Here is a 22,070-nt window from a genome sequence, read left to right on the forward strand (position 1 = left end):
TACAAACACCCCGCTGTTTCGGCGTGGGGGAACTCAGGCTCGCTTCGCAGCGGCTTTGCGGATGGCTTCGTTGATCTCGGCGATGGACCGCTCGATGGCGGCATCGTCCAGGTCGTCGATCAGGCTTTCGGGCCCGTGCGGCTGGATGGACGAGGCAAACACACCCGGCTGGATCGTGTCGGTGGAGATGCCCCGGGTGGACTCGAACATGTCCGGGGTTTCCCATTCGATGGCCAGCACGGTGACATTGTCGCTGCGGGCACCGCCCTTGCGCAGCGCCTGCTCCACCAGGTCGGGCACGGCCTGCGACACCGGGGCGCTGGCCAGGCCGCGCACGATGGTGGCATCGTCCAGGTTGTCCCACAGGCCGTCGGAGCACAGCATGATTTTGTCGCCCTGGTGCAGCGCCACCGGGCCGGTGATGTCGAACTGGGGTTTGACCGGCGATCCCAGGCAGGTGTAGAGCACGTTGCGGTTCACCAGATGGGGCAACTGCGGCCCGCCCTCGGCACGGTGCTGCTCGGCATAGGAATGGTCGCGCGTGCGGGTCAGCAGCGCGCCGTCGCGCACCACGTACAGACGCGAATCGCCGCAGTGCACCCAGGTGGCGCTGTTGCCCTGCACCACCGCAGCCACCAGGGTGGTGCGGGGGGTGTCGAGCATGCCGTGTTTGGCGGCGTAGCGCAGGATCTGGTCGTGGGCCGACAGCAGTGCAGCGCTCAAGAATTCGGCCGCATGGGGCAGCAGCGGGCGGGCCTGCTTCTGGTACAGGGCCGACAGGCTTTGCAGCGCCATCTGGGCCGCCACCTCGCCTTCGGGGTGGCCACCCATGCCGTCGGCCAGCAGGAACAGGCCCGAGCCACTGGTATAGCAATAGCCCATACGGTCTTCGTTTTTTTCGCGGCCGCCCTTGCGGCTGACCTGGAATACCGAAAACTTCACTTGGGCGTGGACCCGATGCCGGTGGCTTCGCGCACGTTCTTCTTGGTGTCAGACACCAGGGTGTCAAACTGCAGGCGCAGCTTCTCGGCCACGGTCAGCTTGGTGTAGCGGCGCTCGCCTTCGCGGCTGAGCTCTTTTTGCAGCGCAAACACCGACTGCGGGCGCGACAGCGGGTCGATCGACATGCACCACTCGACCACCTCGATCAGGTTGTCTGAATAGATGCCGCGCAGCCGCGACAAGGCCAGGCCGATGCGGTCTTTTTCCAGCCGCTGGGGTGCTTCGTTGGGCGGAAAGCCCTGCATGCAGGCGTAGATGCAGGCGCCGATGGCGTAGATGTCGGTCCACGGCCCCATGGAGGCATCGCGCCGGTACATCTCGGGGGCGGCAAAGCCGGGGGTGTACATGGGGCGGATGAAGTTGCCTTCTTTGTTCAGCACCTCGCGGGCCGCGCCGAAGTCGATCAGCACCGCCTTGTTGTCGTCGGTGATGAAGATATTGGCGGGCTTGATGTCCAAATGCAGCATCTTGTGCTGGTGCACGATGCGCAAGCCGCGCAATATCTCGTCAAACAGGCTGCGGATAGTGGATTCGCGAAACACCTTCTGCTTGCGCTGGTCGCGCGAGGTAATGATGAAGTCCTGCAGGGTCGCGCCCTCCAGGTAGTTCATCACCATGTAGACGGTTTCGTTCTCGCGGAAAAAATTGAGCACGCTGACCACCGACGGGTGCGAGATCTGCGCCAGCGAGCGCCCTTCTTCAAAAAAGCTCTTCAGCCCCAGCCGGTAGAGCGACAATTTTTCGGGCTGCACCTGCGGCAGCAGCTCGCCGACTTCGCGGGTGGCCAGAGAGCTGGGCAGGTATTCCTTGACCGCCACCTGGCCGCCATCGGCCCCTACCGCCAGGTACACCACGCCAAACCCACCGGACGAGAGCCGCCGCACGATGTGGTAGCCCCCGATAGCGGTGCCGGGCGGAAGCGTGGCCGGTTTGTTTTTGGACATAAATGGGCAGGGGCAGCAGGGGGCGGGGAAGCGGCAAAAAGGCGGTTTGGAGACCTGCCACCAATACGGTGCAAAAGCCCTGGGTTTTTACATCGGATGGGAGGCAAGTCGTCGGTTATTCTCAGGCCATTGCAACGATATGTACCTTCTCAATGCCAGTTTACAGCATGACCGGCTACGCCAGTGCCCAGCACAGCAGCGCCACCGCCACCCCGGATTCCGACGCTAAAACCGATTCCAAAAGCACGTCGGCACGCCGTTTGGGGATCGAAATCCGCTCCGTCAATAGCCGCTTTCTGGACCTGAGTTTTCGCCTGCCCGACGAGTTGCGCAGCCATGAACCCGCGTTGCGCGAACGCGTCATGGCCCAGCTCAAGCGTGGCAAGGTGGAAGTGCGCGCCGCGATTGAAAGCAGCGCCTCCGGCAGCCTGGCCGCGCCCTCCCCACACCTGCTGCAGCGCGTCAACTCGCTGCAGGATTCGGTCAAGGCCTGGCTGCCCCAGGCCGCATCGCTGAGCGTGGCCGACATCCTGCGCATGGCCTCCAACGAGCAAGCCCCCGCCAACGACTGGGCCGACGATGTGCTGCCGCTGGCCGACACAGTGCTGCAGTCCCTGGTGGCCGCCCGCCAGCGCGAAGGCGAACGCCTGACCACCATGCTGATCGGCCACCTGAAACAACTGCGCGCCCTGGCCGAAAAAGCCCTGCCCCTGGTGCCCCAGCTGGTGGAACAGCAGCGCCAGCGCTTCATCGAGCGCTGGAAGGAAGCCATGGCCCTGGCCGAGGGCGCCACCCTGCCCGAAGCGGCCCAGGACCGCGCCCTAACCGAGGCCACCGCCTTCGCCATCCGTATCGACGTGGCCGAAGAGCTGACCCGCCTGCATTCGCACCTGGACGAGATGGAGCGCATCCTCAAAAAAGGCGGCGAAGTCGGCAAGCGCCTGGACTTCCTGATCCAGGAACTGCACCGCGAAGCCAACACCATGGGCAGCAAATCCGCGGCGCTGGAGCTAACCCGCATCTCGGTAGACATGAAGGTGCTGATCGAGCAGATGCGCGAGCAAGTGCAGAACGTGGAGTGATCGCTCGGATTTATAAGAAATCAGCCTCCAGCGCTTATTCCATAAGCGCAAGAAGCTATAAAAGGTAGAGCAGCGGTAGTTTTGTGCCTACCGCAAGCCCAGCAGCAGCACCACCGCCAAAGCCAACACCACGGCCACCCCTTGCCAAAAAACCACCGGGTTGCGCTCCACCAGCGGCGGGGCGCGCTGCCGCAAGAATTGGGGGCCGGGAGCGTGCAGGTCGTGCACAAACTCCGACAGCGCCTCCTGGCGCTTGGCCGGTTGCGGGTGCAGGGCTTTTTGCAGCACGCCGTCCAGCCAGTCGGGGAGTTCGGGGCGCAAGTGGCGTACCGGTACATAGCGCAGCCGCTTCAGGTCGGCGGGCGACTGCAGCTGCGTGACCTGCAGGCCGTACGGCAGCTGTGCGGTCAGCATCTGGTAGGCCAGCACGGCCAGCGAGAACAATTCAGACCGCGCACTGCCGCTACCACCCGTGAAGTATTCGGGCGCGGTGTACTGCAGCGTGCCGACAATGGCATCGGCCCTTGCGCGCGGCGTGCCTTCGGTCAGGCCCGCCACGTGGGTAGAGGCGAAGTCGATGATCTTCACCGTGCCGGTGCGGTCAACCATCAGGTTCTCGGGCCGCAGGTCCTGGTGCAGCATTTCCTTGCCATGGAAGGCCTGCAGCCCCTTGGCCACCTGGGCGATGATGCTGCGCACGGTGTCCAGGTCGGGGCGGGGGTGGTCGGTCATCCACTGGCTGAGGGTTTGGCCGTCGACAAACTCCATCGCCACGAAGACGTGGTGGCGCGGTCGGTCGGTGGCAAAGGCTTTGAGCACGTGCGGGCTGTGCAGGCGGCGCGCCACCCATTCCTCCAGCAAAAAGCCGTCCAGGTAGGCCGGGTCTTCGCGCATATCGACCGACGGGGTCTTCAGCACCACCTGCTGGCCGGTGGCATCGTCCAACGCCAAAAACACATGGCTGCGGGCACTGGCATGCAGGCCACGCACCACGGTGTAGCCCTCAAACTGCATGCGCGGCGACAGCGCTGGCGGCACAGCCAATCCCGCACGCTGGGCCTGCAGGGGTAGCGGGTCGGCGGCGGGCAGCGCGTCGATGCGCAGCAGCTGCACCGTCATGTCGTCGTCGGCCCCGCGCGCCTGGGCGGTGCTCACCAGCGCGCTGGCGGCCGCGTCGAAGTCATCCGGGCACAGCGCCAGGGCGGCATGCACGGCGGCGGCATCGAAGTGCAGGTACGCGCCGTCGGTGGCCAGCAGGTAGATCTCGCCCACTTCGGCGCTGAGGCAGCGGTAGTCGATCTCCACATTTGGGCCCACGCCCAACGCACGGCCCAGATAGGACTCGGCGCTGGAGAGGTGGACGCGGTGGTCCTCGGTCAGTTGTTCCAGCGACTGCGGGTGCAGCCGGTAGATGCGCGAGTCGCCCACATGCAGCAGGTGCACCTCGCGCCCCTTCAGCACCAGGGCGCTGAAGGTGCAGACGTAGCCACTGTCTTTGTCAAACCGTGCATGGCTGCGCATGGTTTGCGCGTGCAGCCAGGCGTTGGTAGCGCCCAGCACCCGCTGGGCAGAGCGGCGCACCGACCAGGCATCGGACGTGGCGTAGTAGTCGTCCAGAAAACCGCGCACCGCCGCCGCGCTGGCCTCCTGGCTCACCGCGCTGGAGCCAATGCCGTCGGCCTGTGCTACCACAATGCCCTTGCTGCTGCGCAAGGGCTCCAGGGGCAGCATGGCACCATGGAAGTCCTGGTTGATGCGAACGGCGCACTCTGCGCCTTCAACCCTTTTACGCCCGGCCCGCGAGTGCTGGCCGAGCGTCACACGCAAGGCGTGGGTCATGCCGATTTCAGCCGATGGCGCGCTTGGGGGCCGTCTTGTAATGCGTCGAATACAGGGTCAGGCCGACGAAAGTCAAACCGCCCACCAGATTGCCCAGCACGGTGGGAATTTCGTTCCAAATGATGTAGTCCATCATGGTGAACTTGCCGCCCAGCATCAGACCGGTGGGGAACAAAAACATGTTGACGATGCTGTGCTCAAAACCCATGTAGAAAAACACCATGATGGGCATCCACATGCCGATGGCCTTGCCCGAAACGCTGGTAGACATCATGGCCGCCACCACGCCGGTGGACACCATCCAGTTGCACATCACGGCACGCACAAACAAGGTCAGCATGCCGCCAGCGCCGTGCGCCGAGTAGCCCAGGGTGCGGCCTTCGCCGATATGGCCGAGCTTTTCGCCAATGGCATTGGGTGCCTCGGTGAAACCGAAGGTGAAGATGATGGCCATGAACACGGCCACCGTCAGCGCGCCGGCAAAGTTGCCCACAAACACCAGCCCCCAGTTGCGCCACACACCGGCCCAGGTAGCACCGGGGCGCTTGTCGAGCACGGCCAACGGCGCGAGAGTGAACACGCCGGTCAGCAGGTCAAAACCCATCAGATACAGCATGATGAAACCCACGGGGAACAGCATGGCACCGATCAGCGGGTTGCCGGTGTTGACGGTCACGGTGACGGCAAACGCTGCCGCCAGGGCCAGAATGGCACCGGCCATGTAGGAGCGGATCAGCGTGTCGCGGGTGGACATCAGCAGCTTGGATTCACCGGCATCGACCATCTTGGTCACGAATTCGGCAGGGGCGAGGTAGGCCATATAACTTCCTTGAAAACGGAAAACTGAAGAGCGCCCACAGACAGATTGCCTGGGGTGGCGCACAAAAGGAAACGGCATCCGCGGCAGCACCCGGTGTAAGGGTGAAGCCAGGGACGCCGTTATCCTTGGATGCACGAATCGACTGCTTGCGAAAGAACCGCAAACACCATGCTCTAGAGCCGTCTTTAGCCCAACAACGCAGTAGCTATGCAAGTTTCGTACCGCTGGATTCCCACGGATTCCAGCCATTTGCGCCTTAATCCGTACCAATAGGCCTCGACCCGGTGCACGTTGCGCACCAGCCTGGTTCAGCCTGGGGGCGCTGGCTGGGCAAACACCAGATCCGGCAGCGACAGCGTGGCCTCGGCCACTTCCAGCAGGCGGCGGTTTTGGTCCATCGAGGTTTTCTGCAGCACCCGAAAGGCGGCCTCTTCGTTCATACCCATGCGGGCCATCAGCACGCCCTTGGCGCGTTCGATCACCTTGCGCTCGTGCAGGGCGCGGCGGGCGGCATCCAGCTCCAGCTCCATACCGGCCATGCGGGCAGATTGCGTTTGCAGCAGCTCGAACAGCGCGGGCGACGCGCTGCCAGGGTGGGCCAGCGCCTCTGGTGCGGTGGTGCTGGCCGAGTCAAAAAACCGGTCTACCGCATGCGTGCGCTGCGGCGGGTTGTCGCGCAGGCGGCGCAGCAGGCCTTTGGAGTCCTGCAGGTCCTGCTGGGCCTCCAGAATGCGGGCCGCGCAATCTTCACGCAGGCGTTTGACCAATTCCACCTGTAACTGCCACAGGGCATTGATGCGCTCGGTGCACACGTCGAACCAGGGCTCGCTGAGCTTGCTGTCCAGCGCCGCGCCGGGTTTGGCGATGCACAGCGTGCGGCGCAAACGTTCCAGTTGGGCCACCCCCGGGGCCAGCTGCTCCTGCTCCCAGCGGGTACGCAGAGCCGGTTCGGCGAACTCGGCAAACACCTGCAGGCTGCGCTCCTGCGCGTCGATCAGGTGCACCACGCGCTGTTGCTGGGCCTCGTTGCCTTGGCCCGAGGCATACATCAGCGCGCCCACGGCCCGCTCCTGGCCCGCCTCTTCCTGGGCCTGCACCAGGTGCAGCAAGGCCACCAGCAGGCGCGAGACACTGGGCAGCCCGGCCCCATCGGCTACGTGGAACACCAACTCGATCAGCCCGGCGATCAGATGGCTGAAAGCCGCCACCGCATCGTGGGCCCCCATGGCCTGGCTCTCGATCTGGCTGCGCAGCGCCGCCAGCGCGTCCAGGCCCAGCAGGGCCCAAGCCATTAAAGACAGTGCTTTGGCAGTCGCCCCCTGGGCAGGTTCCAGATGCTCGGCAAACACCGCGCGCAACTGGGCTTCCAGCGGCTCCACCTCGGCCACAATTTTGCGGCGCATGTCGGCAAAGCGCTGCGCCTTGGACGCGAGGTAAATGCTGGAAGCACCCCGCTCGCGCTGCAGGCCCTGGATCAACTGGCCAATGGCATCCACCAGCTCGGCCCGGCTGGCCAGCTGGCGCACCGCGTCGATCTCCAGCTGCTTGGCACGCAGCACGAGGTTCGAGACCGACAGGGCTGCGGGCATACCGCTAGGCTAAAGCTACGCTGACGCGCCCCGCATCGACACGCACACCGTGGGCCCGCACCGACTGCTCGGGCGTTTCGACGCATTCGCCGGTGCGCAGGTCGAAGTGGTTTTTGTACAGCGGCGAGGCCACGACGATGCGCTCGCCCAGGTTGCCCATCAGGCCGCGCGACAACACGCTGGCCCCGGATTTGGGGTCCACGTTGTCGATGGCGAAGAACTGGTCAGTTCCGAGGCGGAACACCGCCACGTGCCGGTTGTCCACCAGGGCGCACACGCCGGTGCTGGGCAGGATGTCGTCAACCGCGCAGATGTCGGTCCAGTTTTGCGTTGTGGTCATGGTCATGTCCTTATGCGGTTTCAACAGCCTGGGCGCGCTCTTCGGCGCGGGCCGGGCGGATCTGGCCGCGCTCTTCCACGAAGATCACGTGCTCGTCCTTTTTGTCGCTGTTGACGAAGCTGCGGAAACGCTTACGGGTTTCGGGGTCGGTCACCGCGGTCTTCCACTCGCACTGGTAGGTGTCCACCACGTGCTGCATCTGTGCTTCCAGCTCGGCGCACAGGCCCAGGCTGTCTTTGATGAGCACGTCTTTCAGGTAGTCCAGGCCCCCTTCGAGGTTTTCGCGCCAGGTGCTGGTGCGCTGCAGGCGGTCGGCGGTGCGCACGTAGAACATCAGCACGCGGTCGATCATGCGGACCATGTCTTCTTTGGACATGTCGGAGCCAAACAGCTCGGCGTGGCGTGGCTTCATGCCGCCGTTGCCGCAGATGTAGAGGTTCCAGCCCTTCTCGGTGGCAATGATGCCGATGTCCTTGCCCTGGGCTTCGGCGCATTCGCGGGTGCAGCCCGATACGCCAAACTTGATCTTGTGCGGGCTGCGCAGGCCCTTGTAGCGGTGCTCCAGCTCCACGGCCAGGCCCACGCTGTCGCCCACGCCGTAGCGGCACCAGGTGGAGCCCACGCAGCTCTTCACCGTGCGCAGCGACTTGCCGTAGGCATGGCCCGACTCGAAGCCCGCGTCGATCAGCTCTTCCCAGATGGGTGGCAATTGCTCGACGCGCGCGCCGAACAAATCGACCCGCTGGCCGCCGGTGATCTTGGTGTACAGGTTGTACTTCTTGGCCACCTGGCCCACGGCAATCAGGCCATCCGGCGTGACCTCGCCACCGGGCATGCGTGGCACCACCGAGTAGGTGCCATCTTTCTGGATGTTGCCCAGGTAGTAGTCGTTGCTGTCTTGCAGACCGGCCAGGTCTTTCTTCAGCACAAACTCGTTCCAGCAGGAGGCCAGCACGCTGGCCGCCACCGGCTTGCAGATGTCGCAGCCCAGGCCCTTGCCGTGCTTGGCCATGAGTTCGTCAAAGCTCTTGATGTTGCCCACGCGCACCAGGTGGTAGATCTCTTGGCGGGAGTACGCAAAGTGTTCGCAAATGTGGTTGTTGACGGCCATGCCCAGGCGGCCCATCTCGAACTTCATCACCTGGGTGACCAGGGGCACGCAGCCGCCACAGGTGGCACCGGCCTTGGTGCAGGCCTTCATCTCGGCGATGGTGCAGGCACCCTCGCCCACGGCGGCGCAGATGGCCCCCTTGCTGACGTTATTGCAGGAGCAGATTTGCGCCGTGTCGGGCAGTGCCTCCACCCCCAGGCCCGGCTTGGCCTTGCCGTCGCTGGACGGAAAGATCAAAAATTCGGGGTCAGCGGGCAACGTAATGCCGTTCAGCGCCATTTGCAGCAGCGTGCCGTACTCGGTGGCATCGCCAATCAGCACCGCGCCCAGCAGTTGCTTGCCGTCTTCGCTGATGACAATCTTTTTGTAGATCTGGCGCAGCTCGTCCACGTACTGGCAGCTGCGGCTCTTGGGCGTGCGGCCATGGGCATCGCCGATGCTGGCCACGTCCACGCCCATCAGCTTGAGCTTGGTGCTCATGTCGGCACCGACGAAAGCCGCATCTGCATCGCCAGCAATATGGCGGGCCGCCACGCGGGCCATCTCATAGCCGGGGGCCACCAGGCCAAACACCTGCTCGTTCCAGGATGCGCATTCGCCTATGGCGTAGACGTTGTGGTCGCTGGTACGGCAGGCGCTGTCGATCACCACGCCACCACGCGGGCCGATGGCCAGCACGCACTGGCGGGCCAGGTCGTCGCGTGGGCGGATACCGGCCGAGAACACGATCATGTCGGTTTCCAGGTGCGTGCCGTCGGCAAACACCATGCGGTGGCGGCCACGGGCTCCGTCGGTAATCTCCAGCGTGTTGCGGCCAGTGTGCACGGTCAGGCCCAGCTCTTCCACCTTGGCGCGCAGCACGCGGCCACCGCCTTCGTCCACCTGCACGGTCATCAGGCGGGGGGCAAATTCCACCACGTGGGCTTCCAGCCCCATGTCGCGCAGGGCCTTGGCGCATTCCAGGCCCAGCAGGCCGCCGCCCACCACCACGCCGGTCTTCGACTTGGCGCCAGATGCCTGCATGGCCTCCAGGTCTTCGATGGTGCGGTAGACGTGGATGTGTTCGCGGTCGCGCCCCGGCACCGGGGGCACAAAGGGGTTGGAGCCGGTGGCCAGCACCAGCTTGTCGTAAGGCAACACTTCGCCGTCCAGGGTGGTGACGGTGTGGGCGATACGGTCTACCGAGGCAGCGCGGGCGGCCAGGCGCAGCGTGAAACCGGTGCGCTCGAAAAAGCCGGGCTCGACCAGGGACAGGTCGTCTGCGGTTTTGCCGCTGAAGAATTCGGAGAGGTGGACGCGGTCGTACGCGGGGCGGGGCTCCTCGCAGAGCACCGTGACCTGGACATCTTTGAGACCGGTCTCGGTCAGGCTTTCGAGGAACTTGTGGCCCACCATACCGTGGCCGACCAAAACTATTTTCATCATGTTGCTTATCCTGCAATGACCCGGGGCAAGCCGCAGGAAACAGGTACGCCACACCGTGCACGGGCTGGGCCGTGGACATACGATGCAACGCACCCTCCGCGAAACCACGGGTGTGGGTTGGAACTACCTGGCGATGGGCCGCAAGAACAGGTTCTAGGGCCAAAGCTCGCTGGGGGTTCCGCCTTCGTTAGCGGAGGGATCTATCACTCCGCAGGCAGCTTTACCTGCGGACACGGTGGATTAAGCAGTATCCATGCCAGGCATTTGGGCCTGGAAACAGGTGGTTTGCGCGTGAATCCATGGCAGGGCCGCCTCATCACGGTGCAACGCATCCCCAACTTGGGGCGGAGAGTGGAAACGGCCTACGCTATATAAAATATAGCTGCTTGTGCTTATGGGGTAAGCGTAGAGTGCCTAAATGCCTTCGCACCATGTCACAGCGCGTCCTGTTTGTGCTTCCAAAGGCCAGCCACTTGGCTATGTCCTTCGTCTCCCCGGTGGAGATATGACGAAACGATGTCGGGACGCAGCCAGGCTAATGAAACGACGAGTGCAGAAATACCGACTCGGTGAACACCAGGTCCGTGGGCCGGCCGATGTTGACGGCCCACTCGCCCATCACCCGCGCGGCCATGGGTTTGGCGAACAAAAAGCCCTGCAGCTCGTCGCAGCCCAGGCCGATGAGTACATCGCGCTGGGCCACGGTCTCGACCCCCTCGGCCACCACGTCCAGGCCCAGCGCATGGGCCAGCTGGACAACGGCTTCGACGATGGCGCGGGCATCGGCGCTGTGCTCCAGGTCCTGCACAAACGACTGGTCTATCTTCAACTGGCTAACCTGCAGGCGCCGCAGGTACGCCAGGCTGGAGTAACCGGTGCCGAAGTCGTCGATGGCCAGCTTCACGCCCATCTGTCCCAGTTGCCCAAAGGTCTGCAAAGTACTCTCGGCATCCTCCATGGCCACCGACTCGGTGATCTCGAAAATCAGCAGGTCGGGGTCCAGCTGGTACTGCTGCAGGGCGCGCTGGATGCGAGGTGCCAGGTCTTCCTGGCGCAGCTGGTAGGCCGACAGGTTAATGGCCACCCGAAAGCGCAAACCCATGCCCAGCCATTCGCGCATCTGCCGACAGGCTTCCTCGATCACCCAGTTGCCCACGGCATTGATCACGCCAAAGCGCTCGGCCACCGGAATGAAGACTTCCGGGCCCAGCATGCCGCGCAGTGGATGCTGCCAGCGCACCAGGGCCTCCACCCCGGTGACCACCCCCCGGCTGGCGCTGATCTTGGGCTGGTAGTACAGGCACAGCCCCTTGCGCTCGACGGCCTGGCGCAGGTCGCACTGCAGTTGGATTTGCTCGCGCACCCCGGCATGCATGTGCGGCGCAAAGAAGACGTAACAGCCGCCGCCCGCACGCTTGGCGGCATGCATGGCCGCGTCGGCATGGCCCATCAGCTGGTCCCGCGGGCCGTCGGACGGGTACATGGCGATGCCCAACGAGCAAGACAGGCGCACCTCGTGCTCGCCCTCCGTGAAGGGCAGACCCAGGGCATCAATGACCCGCTGGGCCATCTGCGCCGTGCTGGTGGTGTCGGGGTTGTCCTCCAGCAACATGAGAAATTCGTCCCCACCCACCCGGGCCACGGTGTCCAGGGGGCCGGCCTGGCGGGCCAGCCGCTCGGCCATGGTGCGCAGCACCCGGTCGCCGAAGCGGTGGCCAAACGAGTCGTTGATGGGTTTGAAACCGTCCAAGTCGACCACCAGCACGGCCAGGGTCGATGCATCGCGGGCGCAACGCTCCACGGCCACACCCACGCGGTCGTCAAACAGCAAGCGGTTGGGCAGGCCGGTCAGCGCGTCGCGAAAGGCGAATTGCTGCAACTCGGTGTGGGCCGTTTGCAGCGACGCGGACAGCACCGCCGCCTTGCTCTGCATGCGGGCATCGATCAAGGAGGAAAACATGGTCAGGCACAGCACCACAATGGTCACCGCCGATACCAGCAGGCCCAGGCTGTCGCCGCGCAATTGGTCCACACTCAGGCACACCGAGCCCAGCGTCAACCGGGCCGCCCCCATACCGGTGTAGTGCATGCCGCTGATTCCCGCGCCCATCACCAGCGCAGCCACCAGTTGCCACCAGCGCGCCGTGCGGCCATCCAGACTCCGCATCCAGAAGAAGAGCCGCAAGGCGACCGCCGATGCCGCCACCGCAATGCCCACCGATGCCAGCACCCACGCCGGAGCCCATTGGATGCCCGGCGCCATCGCCATCGCGGCCATGCCGGTGTAGTGCATGGTGCAGATACCCGCCGCCATGGCCAGCGCACCCAGCGCCAGCCACGGCAGGGTCAAACGGGTGCGGCTGGCGATATACAGCGCCATCGCCGATGCTGCCACCGCTGCCACCCACGAGAGCGCCGTCAAGCCATAACCGTAGCCCACGGCCATCGGCAGGCTGACCGCCAACATACCCACAAAGTGCATCGACCAGATGCCGGTGCCCATGGCTACCGAACCGCCAGCCCACCAGCCGATGGCCATCACCCGGTCCACGGTACGCACGCGCTTGGCCAGGTCCAGCGCCACATAGGACGCAAAGCTGGCAATGAAGTACGACAACACGACGATCCCGGGCGCGTAACGCAGCGCAATGAACGACGATTCCATGCAGCAAGCCCTCACCGCTTTTTGCCAGCCCCTCTGGCACAGACTTCCCAGGGCCGATCGCGCCGCCTGCCGGGTCAACCCGTTACCTGGCGGCGCGCGGCTTTAAAAGACAGCGAAGCATCATACGGTTCCAAGGGATTTCTGTACATTTATGTCGCCTGAAACACGAAACAACACAACTGCAGACCTGGGCAGACCCGCCGCGCTTGCGGTTTCAAGCGCCGGGTGGCAGATCCACCACCGCCTCCAGCCCCGGCTGCGCAGGCCGCAGCGTGAGGCTTCCGCCGTGGGCCTGGGCCACCAGCCGGCACAGAGTCAGCCCCAGCCCCACTCCACCGGTACCGCGCTGGCGGGCCGCATCGGCACGGTAGAACGGTTCGGCCAGTTGCGCCCACTGGCCATCGGCCACGCCCGGGCCATGGTCGCGCACGCGCAGTTGCAGGCCGCCGTCCACGCGGGCCAGGTGCACGTCAATGCGGCCCTGGCCGTGCTGGCGGGCGTTCTCCAGCAGGTTGCGCAGCAGCAGGCGGATGCGCACGCGGTCCAGCGGCCAGGTGGGCAGGTTGGGCTCGATATGGAGTTGGATGCCGGGGGCCGTGGCCATCTCAGCGACCAGCGCCGCCAGATCGGTGGGCTCCAGGTGCAGGGCGGCGTGCGGGCTGGCCAGGCGCTCGCTCTCCAGCAGGTCGCTGATGAGGTCGCGCATGAGCTGCAGGTCGCGCAGCAGCGGGTCGCGCAGAGGCTGCAACTCGGCAGTTTCGGGCAGCAGCTCGGTGTTGAGCCGGGCGCGGGTCAAGGGTGAGCGCAGCTCGTGGCTGATGGCCAGCAGCAGGCCGCGCTTGGCTTCGAGCATGGCGTGGATATCGTGCGCCATGGTGTTGATGTGCTGGGCCAGATCGCCCAGTTCGTCGCGGCTTTTCTGCGGGATGGGCTGGCTGAAGTCGCCCGCGCCAAAGCGCTGCGTGCCGCGGCGGATGTCTTCCAGCGGACGCAGCAGGCGGCGCACCACGGCATACGCCACGCCGGTCAACAGCAGCAAAATGCCCAGGGTGGCCCAGAGAATGGTGCGGCGCGGCTGCTCCCAGTCTTTCAGGCTCCAGTCCAGGCCCAGGCCCAGCACCACACGGCTGCCATCGGGCGTGGTGCGGGTGAGCCAGCCCTGGCTGGCCGCGGGGTCGCGCATCCAGCCGCGGCTGGGGTGCTCGGCACGGGTGTCGGGGTGCGAATTCCACTGCAGTTGCGGCCCGTCGATGCGCACCGACAGCGGCAGGCGCTGCACCAGGGCCTGGGCCCGCTCCACCGTGGGCGGGCTACCCAAGTCCGCCACCAGGCGGTCCACATAGTCGGCCACCAGCGGGCGGAACATCTCGCGCCAACCGGTGGAAAAGGCTTTTTGCATACCGCCCACAAACACCACCGACATGGCCAGGGCCAGCCCCATGAATAGCATCACCAGCCGCCAACGCAGCGAGTGGCGGATGGCGCGCAGCGCACGATTGGGCTTTTTAAACATGGATGCCATTACGGGAACTCACAACCGGACTGAACGTGCCCTTCCAGAGATAGCTGGCCCCGGCTTTGCCGGGCCACTGGTATCGCCCCCTGCGTGTCGTATTGGCTTTTCAAGCCAATACGAGGGGGGTTGGCGGAAAGTGCGCAGCACTGTAGCCTGGGGGTGAGCCACATTACGCACGGCCTACGGCCAGTGAATACCCGGCGTTGCGCCAGGTCTTGATGCAGTCCAGCGGCTCCAGCTTCTTGCGCAGGCGGCTGACCAGCAGGTCCACGGCGCGGGTCTGTAGGTCCACCTCGTGGCCGCGCAGGCGGTTCAGGATGTCGTCGCGGCTGAACACCTTGCCGGGCTCACGGGCCAGCAGGCTAAGTAGCTCAAACTCAGTGCTGGTCAAATCCAGCTCGGTGTCCTGGCGCAGCACGCTGCGTTTGTCCAGATCGAGCACCAGGCCCTCAAACTGCAGCAGGTGCGCATCCTCTGGCACCCGCTGGCGGCGCAACACGGTCAGCAGCCGGGCCACCAGCTCGCGCGGCTCAAAGGGTTTGGGCAGGTAGTCGTCGGCCCCCAGCTCCAGGCCGACCACCCGGTCCATCACCTCGCCGCGGGCGGTGAGCATGACGACCGGGATGTCGCTGTCTTTGCGGATGGCGCGGCACAGCGCAAAGCCATCCATCTCGGGCAGCATCACGTCCAGAATCGCCGCGTCAAAACCGCCCTGGCGCAACTTGGCCAGCCCGGCGCTGGGGGTCAGCGCGCAGTCCAGCGCCAGGCCAAAGCGCGCAAAGTACACGCCCAGCGGCCCACCGAGTTCAGCGTCGTCGTCGATCAGCAGGATTTTGGGCATGGGCTATTGTCATATCAGCCGCGATGCCACCAGCCACCCCGGCGCTGCATGAAGTCGCGCACCTGTTGCTGCTGGGTGGGATTTAGCGCGTCATAGAAGTTGGCGGCGGCGGTGATGACCTGGGGGCTCTGGCTTTGCAGGGCTTTGGTTTTTTCTTCCACCAGGGCCTGGGCTTTGGCGCGGTCAAACTGGGCGCCCGCCACCAGGGCCTGGATGTCGGCGCGCGGATTGGTGCTGCTGCCCACCAGGGCTTTGCGCTGGGCTTGCAGCGTGTCGCTCAGGGTGCCCAGCAACTGCTTTTGTGCGTCGTTCAGGTCGAGCTTCTTGCCGACTTTCTCCACCATCTTGACGCGGAACTCGGCGGAGCGTTGCTCGTTGGCCGGGCCGCCCCAGGCGTGGTCGCCGCGGCCCGCGCAGGCACTGAGGGTGCCGACCAGCAGGCTGGCACCGAAGATGCCGAGCAAGGTTCTTTTGAGGGTTCTTTTAAAGGCGAATGGCATGGTGTGGCTCCTGGGGAATACAAGGGTTGAATAGGGGTTATTGAGGGTTCCCATGGTGCCGGGGCCGGTGCGGCGCGTCCTCTCGGCGCGGTATCGGTTTGTGTCGTTTTATGTCTGGAGGGTGGTTCGAACCCTTCAACACTATGCTTTACATAGCGTTACATGCTTGGCGGATAATCGTCTGCCGCAGATTTCAAGGTTTACCGCTGGTCGCAGCGGTTCCACCGCTTTCGGGGATGCACCAAACGCATGCGTGCAAGTAGAAGAATGTTGGATAAGTTACACAAAGTTACAAGCAGTGTGATAAAATCAAAGCCAACCCAATCTGAGTGCCTTCCTGATTCCATGCCCAAGACCCGAGAAGTTGCCCCTGCGTGGCTGACGTTGAACACCGCCACCCGCCTGTTTTTGCCCATGCTGTTGCTGATCGTGGTGGTGGCTACCGTGCGCTACCGGTTGCTGGTGCGGGTGGAGACCCGTGCGGCCGATGCCCACTTCGCGCAGCAGGTCCAGCTGGTCCACAAGTACTTGCTGCCTTCACTGGCCCTGGCCCTGGAGTCCCCCCAGCGCCTGCCCATGGCCACCTGGCTGCGCACCGAGCTGCAGTCTTACCCCGATATCGCCCTGCTGCAGTGGCGCGCGGGCGGGCAGCTCACCGAAACCCGCAACCCGGCACCCACCCTGGCGCAATACCCGGACTGGTTCGCCAGCTGGCTGGACATCGCCCCCCATACCGCCCAGCTCGATGCTGCAGGCCAGGCAGGCACGCTGACCGTGCAGATCAGCCCGGTGTTTGCGTTCAACAGCGCCTGGAGCCGGGTGCAGACCCAGCTCTGGGTTGCCGCTGGCAGCGTGTTGACCATCCTGGGCCTGCTGTTCTGGGTGTTGCGCACCAACCGGCACATGCTGCAGCGGCTGGCCTTGGCCACCCAGCAGTTCCAGCGCGGCGACCTGTCCATCCGCATGCCCGTCACCGGGCCGCTGGAAGCCCGCACCCTGGCCCACACCTTCAACAATATGGCGGGCGAGGTGCAGACCCTGGTGGCTTCTCTGACCCAGGCCCAGGCCGCCCTGCAGATTGAAAAGGAACGCGCCGAGGTCACCCTGTCGTCGATCGGCGATGCCGTCATCACCACGGATCTGGAAGGCTGCATCCTCAGCCTGAACGCTGTAGCCCAGCAACTCACCGGCTGGACCCAGCAACAGGCCCTGGGGCATCCGCTGGCCGAAGTGTTCGAGCTGCTGGAAGAACCCGGTTGGGCCACGGGCCCGGCCCGGCAAACCCCGCTGTACCAGACCACCACCGTGGTGCACGCCGCCCACCAGACGCTGCTGCACCCCTCGGGCGAGCGCATCGCTATCGAGACCACCGCCGCCCCGATCCGCCAGGCCGACGGCACCGCCATGGGCTGCGTGCTGGTGTTCCGCGACGTGAGCGAAAAGCGCCAGCTGATCCAGGAAATCTCGTGGCAGATCGGCCACGACGTGCTGACCGGCCTGCACAACCGCGCCGCCATGGAGGAGCCCTTCAACCTGGCCATCCTGCAGGCCCGCCACCACCACAAGCTGCTGGCCGTGTGCCTGCTGGACCTGGACCACTTCCAGCCCATCAACACCCGCTACGGCAGCAGCAGCGGCGACCGCCTGTTGCAGCAGGTAGCCCAGCGGCTGGCCGAATTTGCCGGGGACGACCACGGCCTGGCGCGCCTGGGTGGGGACGAGTTTGTGCTGCTGCTCAAGAACCAGCACGACCTGGCCGAGGTGCAGCGCCACGTAGACCAGGTGCAGGCCCTGCTCTCGGCCCCCTACCCGCTGGACGAGCAAACCGTGCACCTCACCACCAGCATCGGCATTGCCGTGACACCGCGCGGTGACATGCACAGCCACACCAACCTGGACACCCTGCTGCGCCACGCCGACCAGGCCATGGTCCAGGCCAAGCAGACCGGGCGCAACCGCAGCCACCTGTTCGATGCCCAGCGCGACCAGGAGGTGCAGACCCACCACCACCAGCGCACCCGCATCCACCAGGCCCTGCTGGACGGCGAGCTGCGCCTGTACTACCAGCCCAAGCTGAACATGCGCACCGGCAGCGTGTTTGGCATGGAAGCCCTGCTGCGCTGGCAGCACCCCGAGCAGGGGGTGGTCGGCCCCTACCACTTTCTGCCACTGGTGGAGCACACCGACCTGATCATCGACATCGGCGAATGGGTGCTGCACCAGGCCCTGCAGCACATGCAGCAGTGGGCGGCGCAGGGCCTGCACTGGGTGGTCAGCGTCAACATCGCCGCGCGGCACTTTCAGCGGCCCGACTTTGTGGCCCGGCTGGGCAGCATCCTGGCGACCTACCCGCAGGTCGCGCCGACCATGCTGGAGCTGGAAATTCTGGAATCTGCCGCGCTGGAAGACGTGCAGCACATGCGCACCGTGATGGCCGCCTGCCAGCAGCTCGGCGTGCAGTTTGCGCTGGACGACTTCGGCACCGGCTACTCGTCTCTGGCCTACCTCAAGCGCCTGCCCGCCAACACCCTGAAGATCGACCAGGCCTTTGTGCGCGACATGCTGGAAGACCCCGACGACCTGACCCTGGTGGAAGCCGTGGTGGGCCTGGCCAAGGCCTTCAACCGCAAGGTGATCGCCGAGGGCGTAGAAACCGTAGAGCACGGTCTGATGCTGCTGCAACTGGGCTGCGACCTGGCCCAGGGCTACGGCATCGCCCGCCCCATGCCCGCCGACACGGTGGCCGCCTGGGCCGCCGACTTCATCCCCGGCAAAGCCTGGCGCGCCTGGGGGGCCAACCAGTGGGATACCGCCGACTTCCCCCTGCTGCTGGCCGAGCACGACCACCAGACCTGGGTGGCCAGCATCGCCGCCCAGCCCGCCCAGGCCGATGCCAACTACCCCGACCGCTTTGGCAACTGGTACGCCCAACGCGGCAATGCCCTGTACGGACACCTGCCCGCGTTCAGCGCCGTGGGCAGCGGCATCCTGCGCCTGCGCGACCACAGCCAGGTGCTGGCCAAAGGCCCGGTCAACGGCCAGGCCGTGGACATGCAAAAGCTGCACGCCCTGCAAGCCGCGCTGGCCACCCAGCTCGCCGCCCTGCTGCAGGAAGCCACGCAAAAGCAGGCCCACCGACGGGCCGCGCAGAACTTCATGGTGTACAGCTAGACGCTATGCAATAGATAGCTTGTTGCGCTTATGGAATAAGCGCGGGAGGCCGATTTAGACCTTATTTTTGACTAGCCAGGCCGTCACCTTGGCCTGGTCGGTTTCGGCCCGCAGGGCCAAAAAGGCCACTTCCGCCTCGGGGTACTGGCGGCGCAGAAAGTTCAGCCACTGCTTGAGCCGCCCGGCGCGCGAACGCGGCTCCAGCTGGCTGCACACCAGTTGCCAGAAGGCGTGGATCAGGGGCTGTAAGTCGGCCCAGGGCAGGTGCTGCGCATCAGCGTCCGCCCGGATGGCCAGCGCCAGGCCGGGGTCGGTCACCATGCCGCGCCCCAGCATCAGCGTGTCGCAGCCCGATGCGGCGCGGCAGCGGCGGGCATCGTCTACGGTCCAGATTTCGCCGTTTGCCACCACCGGGATGGCTACGGCCTGGCGGATGTCGTTCACGCGCGCCCAGTAGGCGGGCGGGCGGTAGCCGTCGGCCCGGGTGCGGGCGTGCACCACGATCTCGCTGGCCCCGGCCTCGGCGATGGCTAACGCGCATTCCACCGCCCGGCTGTCGTCGTTAAAACCCAGCCGCATCTTGGCCGACACGGTCTGCTCCAGCGGCACGGCACGCCGCACGGCCGACACAATCTTCACCAGCAGCTCCGGCTCGTCCAGCAGGGCCGCGCCGCCGCCGTGGCGGTTCACCACCTTGGCCGGGCAGCCAAAGTTCAGGTCCACGCCCATGGGGCCCAGGCTGGCCAGCCGCCCGGCGTTTTCCGCCAGGCACACCGGGTCCGAGCCCAGCAACTGGGGCCGCACCGGCACGCCCGACAGCGTGCGGCTGCCGTTCAGCAGCTCGGGCACCACGCGGATAAAGGCCCGCTCGGGCAGCAAGGTGTTGGTGACGCGGATGAACTCGGACACGCAGCGGTCGATGCCGCCCACCCGCGTCAACATATCGCGCAGCACAAAATCAAGAAGCCCCTCCATCGGGGCTAGCAGTAGTTGCATTCGATTTGATTCGACAACTCGGCCACGGCCAGAACGCACCCCGCCAAGGATTCCGTGGAACTGGCTTTGCCAGGCCACTGGAATCGCCCCCTGCAAGGGGGTTGGCGCAAGACGCGAAGCGCTGCAGCCTGGGGGTGTTACCAGGTCCCGACAAAGTCCTTCTTGCCGACTTCCACGCCGTTGTGGCGCAGGATGTCGTAGGCCGTGGTGGTGTGGAAGAAGAAGTGCGGCAAGGTGTAGTGCAGCAGGTAGCTGCTGCCCACCAGGGTCTGCTCTTTGGGGGTGCCGGGGCGCAGCACGATGCTGCGCTCGGCACCGGCTTCGATGTCGGCCGCAGGCAGGCTCTGGATGAAGGCCAGGGTCTTAGCGATGCGGGCTTGCAGGTCGCCAAAGCTGGCTTCATTGTCTTCATAGGCAGGCACGTCCACACCGGCCAGGCGGGCGGCACAGCCCTTGGCGAAGTCGGCAGCGATCTGCACCTGGCGGGTCAGCGCAAACATGTCGGGGAACAGGCGCGACTGCAGCAACACGCTGGGGTCGATCTTCTTATCGGCCGCGTGGGCTTCGGCTTTGTGCAGCACGCCGCTCAGACCGCCCAGGATTTGGGTGAACAGGGATACAGAGGCTTGGTGGAGGGATACGGACATGGTGTTTCTAAGTTGGATAGGTGGCTAAGGAGGCAGGAGTCTACGGCGTTCGGCCCGGCTCGGCAGAGGCCGCCGCCAAATCCGGGAAAATAGGGGTGATTCCTCTTATTCTCAAAACACACATGACCGACACCTCCGCCCCCACCCGCCCCGCCCTGCCCGACCACCTGTCTGCCAACCCGCGCAGCCCCCACCACGTGGCCGCCGTGTTCGAGCACGACATCGGCATCCGCCTGAACGACAAGGAGCGCGTGGACGTCGAGGAATACTGCATCAGCGAAGGCTGGGTCAAGGTGCCCGCAGGCAAAACCCGCGACCGCAAAGGCCAGCCGCTGCTGATGAAGGTCAAGGGCAAGGTCGAGGCATATTACAAATAAGCCTTCTCCGTACGCAGCGGTGGATGCAGTGCTAGACTGGTTTTTGCCCCGGACTCCCTGGGCAAACCGCGCAAGCCAACCCCCTTGGAGACACCCATGATGGTCACCCACCGCAGCTTCACAAAATCGCTTTTTGCCACCGCCATCCTGGCCATGGGCCTGGCGGGTTGCAGCTCCATGCTGCCGTCCAACAAAGTGACTTTGACCGGGCAACTGAGTGCCGCCCAAGAGGTGCCGCCCACGGTCTCCAGCGGCACCGGCTCAGCCGAAGCCTGGTTGAACAAAGACACCAATGTGCTGACCTGGAAAGTCACTTTCTCCGGCCTGACCGGCCCCGCCACCGCAGGCCATTTCCACGGCCCGGCTGCTGCCGGAGCCAACGCCGGTGTGGTCGTGCCGTTTGCTGGCACCGCCAGCCCGCTGGAAGGCCAGGCCACCCTGACCCCCGCGCAAGCCGCCGACCTGCTGGCGGGCAAGTGGTACGCCAACATCCACACCGCGGCCAACAAGGGTGGCGAAATCCGTGGGCAGATGCTTCCCAAGAAGTGATCCAGTAGCCGTCAAACACTACTGAATTGATAGCTGCTCGCGCCCATTCCATAAGCACGGGCAGCACTTTGGAGGCTTGAATGCCGATTCCCTTTGGTTTACGCCCCCTGGCCATGCTGGCATTGGCGGTCGCCCTGTGCCCTCTGGCACCCACCCTGGCCGCCGATACCGCGCCTGCGGTGGCCGATAGCGACGTGCGTGTCGAGCGCGCGCATGGCAGCTTCACGGTGGACATGGCCGTCCACGTGCCGGTGGACGCCGCCCGGGCCTGGGCCGTGCTGACCGACTTCGAGCACATGGCCGACTTTGTGCCCAACCTCACCAGCAGCGTAGTCACCGAGCGCAGCGATACCCTGGTCAAAGTCACTCAAAAAGGCGTGGCGAAGTACGGTTTTTTCTCCACCCAATTTGAGTCGGTCCGCGAGATCCAGCTACTGCCCCCGCACGAGATCCGAGCCCACGGCGTGGGTGGCAACATCCAGCGCATGGAAAGCCGCATGCAGCTGGAGCCCGAAGGCAGCGGCACCCGGCTGATCTACCACGCCGAGGTGCTGCCGGGCTTCTGGTTCCCGCCGGTGATCGGGCCGTCGCTGGTGCAGCACGAAACGGCCGAGCAGTTCTCAGCCATGGTGCGCGAGATGCAGCGGCGGCCCTGA

General features: G+C 65.2%; 18 protein-coding genes. 5 read left to right on the plus strand and 13 right to left on the minus strand.

Annotated features, from left to right (window positions below):
• Nucleotides 1-33: 33 nt before the first annotated feature.
• Nucleotides 34-942 (minus strand): PP2C family protein-serine/threonine phosphatase, encoded by a 909-nt coding sequence (locus AC097O_RS01650; protein WP_479591146.1) that lies wholly within the window; start codon nucleotides 940-942, stop codon nucleotides 34-36.
• Entirely contained in the window at nucleotides 939-1,946 is a 1,008-nt protein-coding gene (locus AC097O_RS01655; RefSeq protein WP_479591147.1) for a serine/threonine protein kinase, read from the minus strand. The genes AC097O_RS01650 and AC097O_RS01655 overlap by 4 nt, the downstream gene beginning before the upstream one ends.
• 152 nt (nucleotides 1,947-2,098) lie before the next feature.
• On the opposite strand from AC097O_RS01655, the gene AC097O_RS01660 reads away from it, so the two are divergent.
• Nucleotides 2,099-3,028, plus strand: a complete 930-nt coding sequence (locus AC097O_RS01660; RefSeq protein ID WP_479591148.1) for a YicC/YloC family endoribonuclease — start codon at nucleotides 2,099-2,101, stop codon at nucleotides 3,026-3,028.
• 87 nt (nucleotides 3,029-3,115) lie between these two features.
• Here AC097O_RS01660 and AC097O_RS01665 read toward each other — a convergent pair whose 3' ends face one another.
• From AC097O_RS01665 to AC097O_RS01705, 9 genes are all read right to left on the minus strand, one after another.
• Nucleotides 3,116-4,867, minus strand: coding sequence for a bifunctional protein-serine/threonine kinase/phosphatase (locus AC097O_RS01665; RefSeq protein WP_479591149.1), 1,752 nt, complete (start codon nucleotides 4,865-4,867; stop codon nucleotides 3,116-3,118).
• Between the two features lie 7 nt (nucleotides 4,868-4,874).
• Entirely contained in the window at nucleotides 4,875-5,687 is an 813-nt protein-coding gene (locus AC097O_RS01670; RefSeq protein WP_479591150.1) for a formate/nitrite transporter family protein, read from the minus strand.
• A 308-nt stretch (nucleotides 5,688-5,995) separates the two neighbouring features.
• Complete coding sequence (locus tag AC097O_RS01675) at nucleotides 5,996-7,276, minus strand: nitrate- and nitrite sensing domain-containing protein (protein WP_479591151.1); 1,281 nt, start codon at nucleotides 7,274-7,276, stop codon at nucleotides 5,996-5,998.
• Between the two features lie 4 nt (nucleotides 7,277-7,280).
• Complete coding sequence (gene nirD / locus AC097O_RS01680; RefSeq protein WP_479591152.1) at nucleotides 7,281-7,622, minus strand: nitrite reductase small subunit NirD; 342 nt, start codon at nucleotides 7,620-7,622, stop codon at nucleotides 7,281-7,283.
• A 4-nt stretch (nucleotides 7,623-7,626) separates the two neighbouring features.
• Nucleotides 7,627-10,149, minus strand: a complete 2,523-nt coding sequence (nirB, locus tag AC097O_RS01685) for a nitrite reductase large subunit NirB (protein ID WP_479591463.1) — start codon at nucleotides 10,147-10,149, stop codon at nucleotides 7,627-7,629.
• 538 nt (nucleotides 10,150-10,687) lie between these two features.
• Complete coding sequence (locus AC097O_RS01690) at nucleotides 10,688-12,817, minus strand: putative bifunctional diguanylate cyclase/phosphodiesterase (protein ID WP_479591153.1); 2,130 nt, start codon at nucleotides 12,815-12,817, stop codon at nucleotides 10,688-10,690.
• A 214-nt stretch (nucleotides 12,818-13,031) separates the two neighbouring features.
• On the minus strand, nucleotides 13,032-14,330 hold the full coding sequence (locus AC097O_RS01695; protein ID WP_479591154.1) for an ATP-binding protein: 1,299 nt from the start codon (nucleotides 14,328-14,330) through the stop codon (nucleotides 13,032-13,034).
• 172 nt (nucleotides 14,331-14,502) lie between these two features.
• Nucleotides 14,503-15,174 (minus strand): response regulator transcription factor, encoded by a 672-nt coding sequence (locus tag AC097O_RS01700; RefSeq protein ID WP_479591155.1) that lies wholly within the window; start codon nucleotides 15,172-15,174, stop codon nucleotides 14,503-14,505.
• A 14-nt stretch (nucleotides 15,175-15,188) separates the two neighbouring features.
• Complete coding sequence (locus AC097O_RS01705) at nucleotides 15,189-15,674, minus strand: Spy/CpxP family protein refolding chaperone (RefSeq protein ID WP_479591156.1); 486 nt, start codon at nucleotides 15,672-15,674, stop codon at nucleotides 15,189-15,191.
• 345 nt (nucleotides 15,675-16,019) lie between these two features.
• Between AC097O_RS01705 and AC097O_RS01710 the strand changes: the two genes are divergently transcribed.
• A complete protein-coding gene (locus tag AC097O_RS01710) occupies nucleotides 16,020-18,845 on the plus strand; it encodes an EAL domain-containing protein (protein ID WP_479591157.1) in 2,826 nt (941 codons plus the stop codon).
• 54 nt (nucleotides 18,846-18,899) lie between these two features.
• On the opposite strand, the gene AC097O_RS01715 is transcribed toward AC097O_RS01710, so the two are convergent.
• Nucleotides 18,900-19,841 (minus strand): tRNA dihydrouridine synthase, encoded by a 942-nt coding sequence (locus tag AC097O_RS01715; RefSeq protein WP_479591158.1) that lies wholly within the window; start codon nucleotides 19,839-19,841, stop codon nucleotides 18,900-18,902.
• 137 nt (nucleotides 19,842-19,978) lie between these two features.
• Nucleotides 19,979-20,488, minus strand: coding sequence for a DUF1993 domain-containing protein (locus AC097O_RS01720; RefSeq protein ID WP_479591159.1), 510 nt, complete (start codon nucleotides 20,486-20,488; stop codon nucleotides 19,979-19,981).
• Between the two features lie 122 nt (nucleotides 20,489-20,610).
• On the opposite strand from AC097O_RS01720, the gene AC097O_RS01725 reads away from it, so the two are divergent.
• From AC097O_RS01725 to AC097O_RS01735, 3 genes are all read left to right on the plus strand, one after another.
• Entirely contained in the window at nucleotides 20,611-20,865 is a 255-nt protein-coding gene (locus AC097O_RS01725) for a DUF3297 family protein (protein WP_479591160.1), read from the plus strand.
• A 99-nt stretch (nucleotides 20,866-20,964) separates the two neighbouring features.
• Nucleotides 20,965-21,414 carry a CHRD domain-containing protein gene (locus tag AC097O_RS01730; RefSeq protein WP_479591464.1) on the plus strand — a complete coding sequence of 150 codons (450 nt, stop codon included), beginning with the start codon at nucleotides 20,965-20,967 and terminating at the stop codon, nucleotides 21,412-21,414.
• 80 nt (nucleotides 21,415-21,494) lie between these two features.
• Nucleotides 21,495-22,070 carry an SRPBCC family protein gene (locus tag AC097O_RS01735; RefSeq protein ID WP_479591161.1) on the plus strand — a complete coding sequence of 192 codons (576 nt, stop codon included), beginning with the start codon at nucleotides 21,495-21,497 and terminating at the stop codon, nucleotides 22,068-22,070.

Source organism: Rhodoferax sp. LS1P39 (assembly GCF_056521425.1).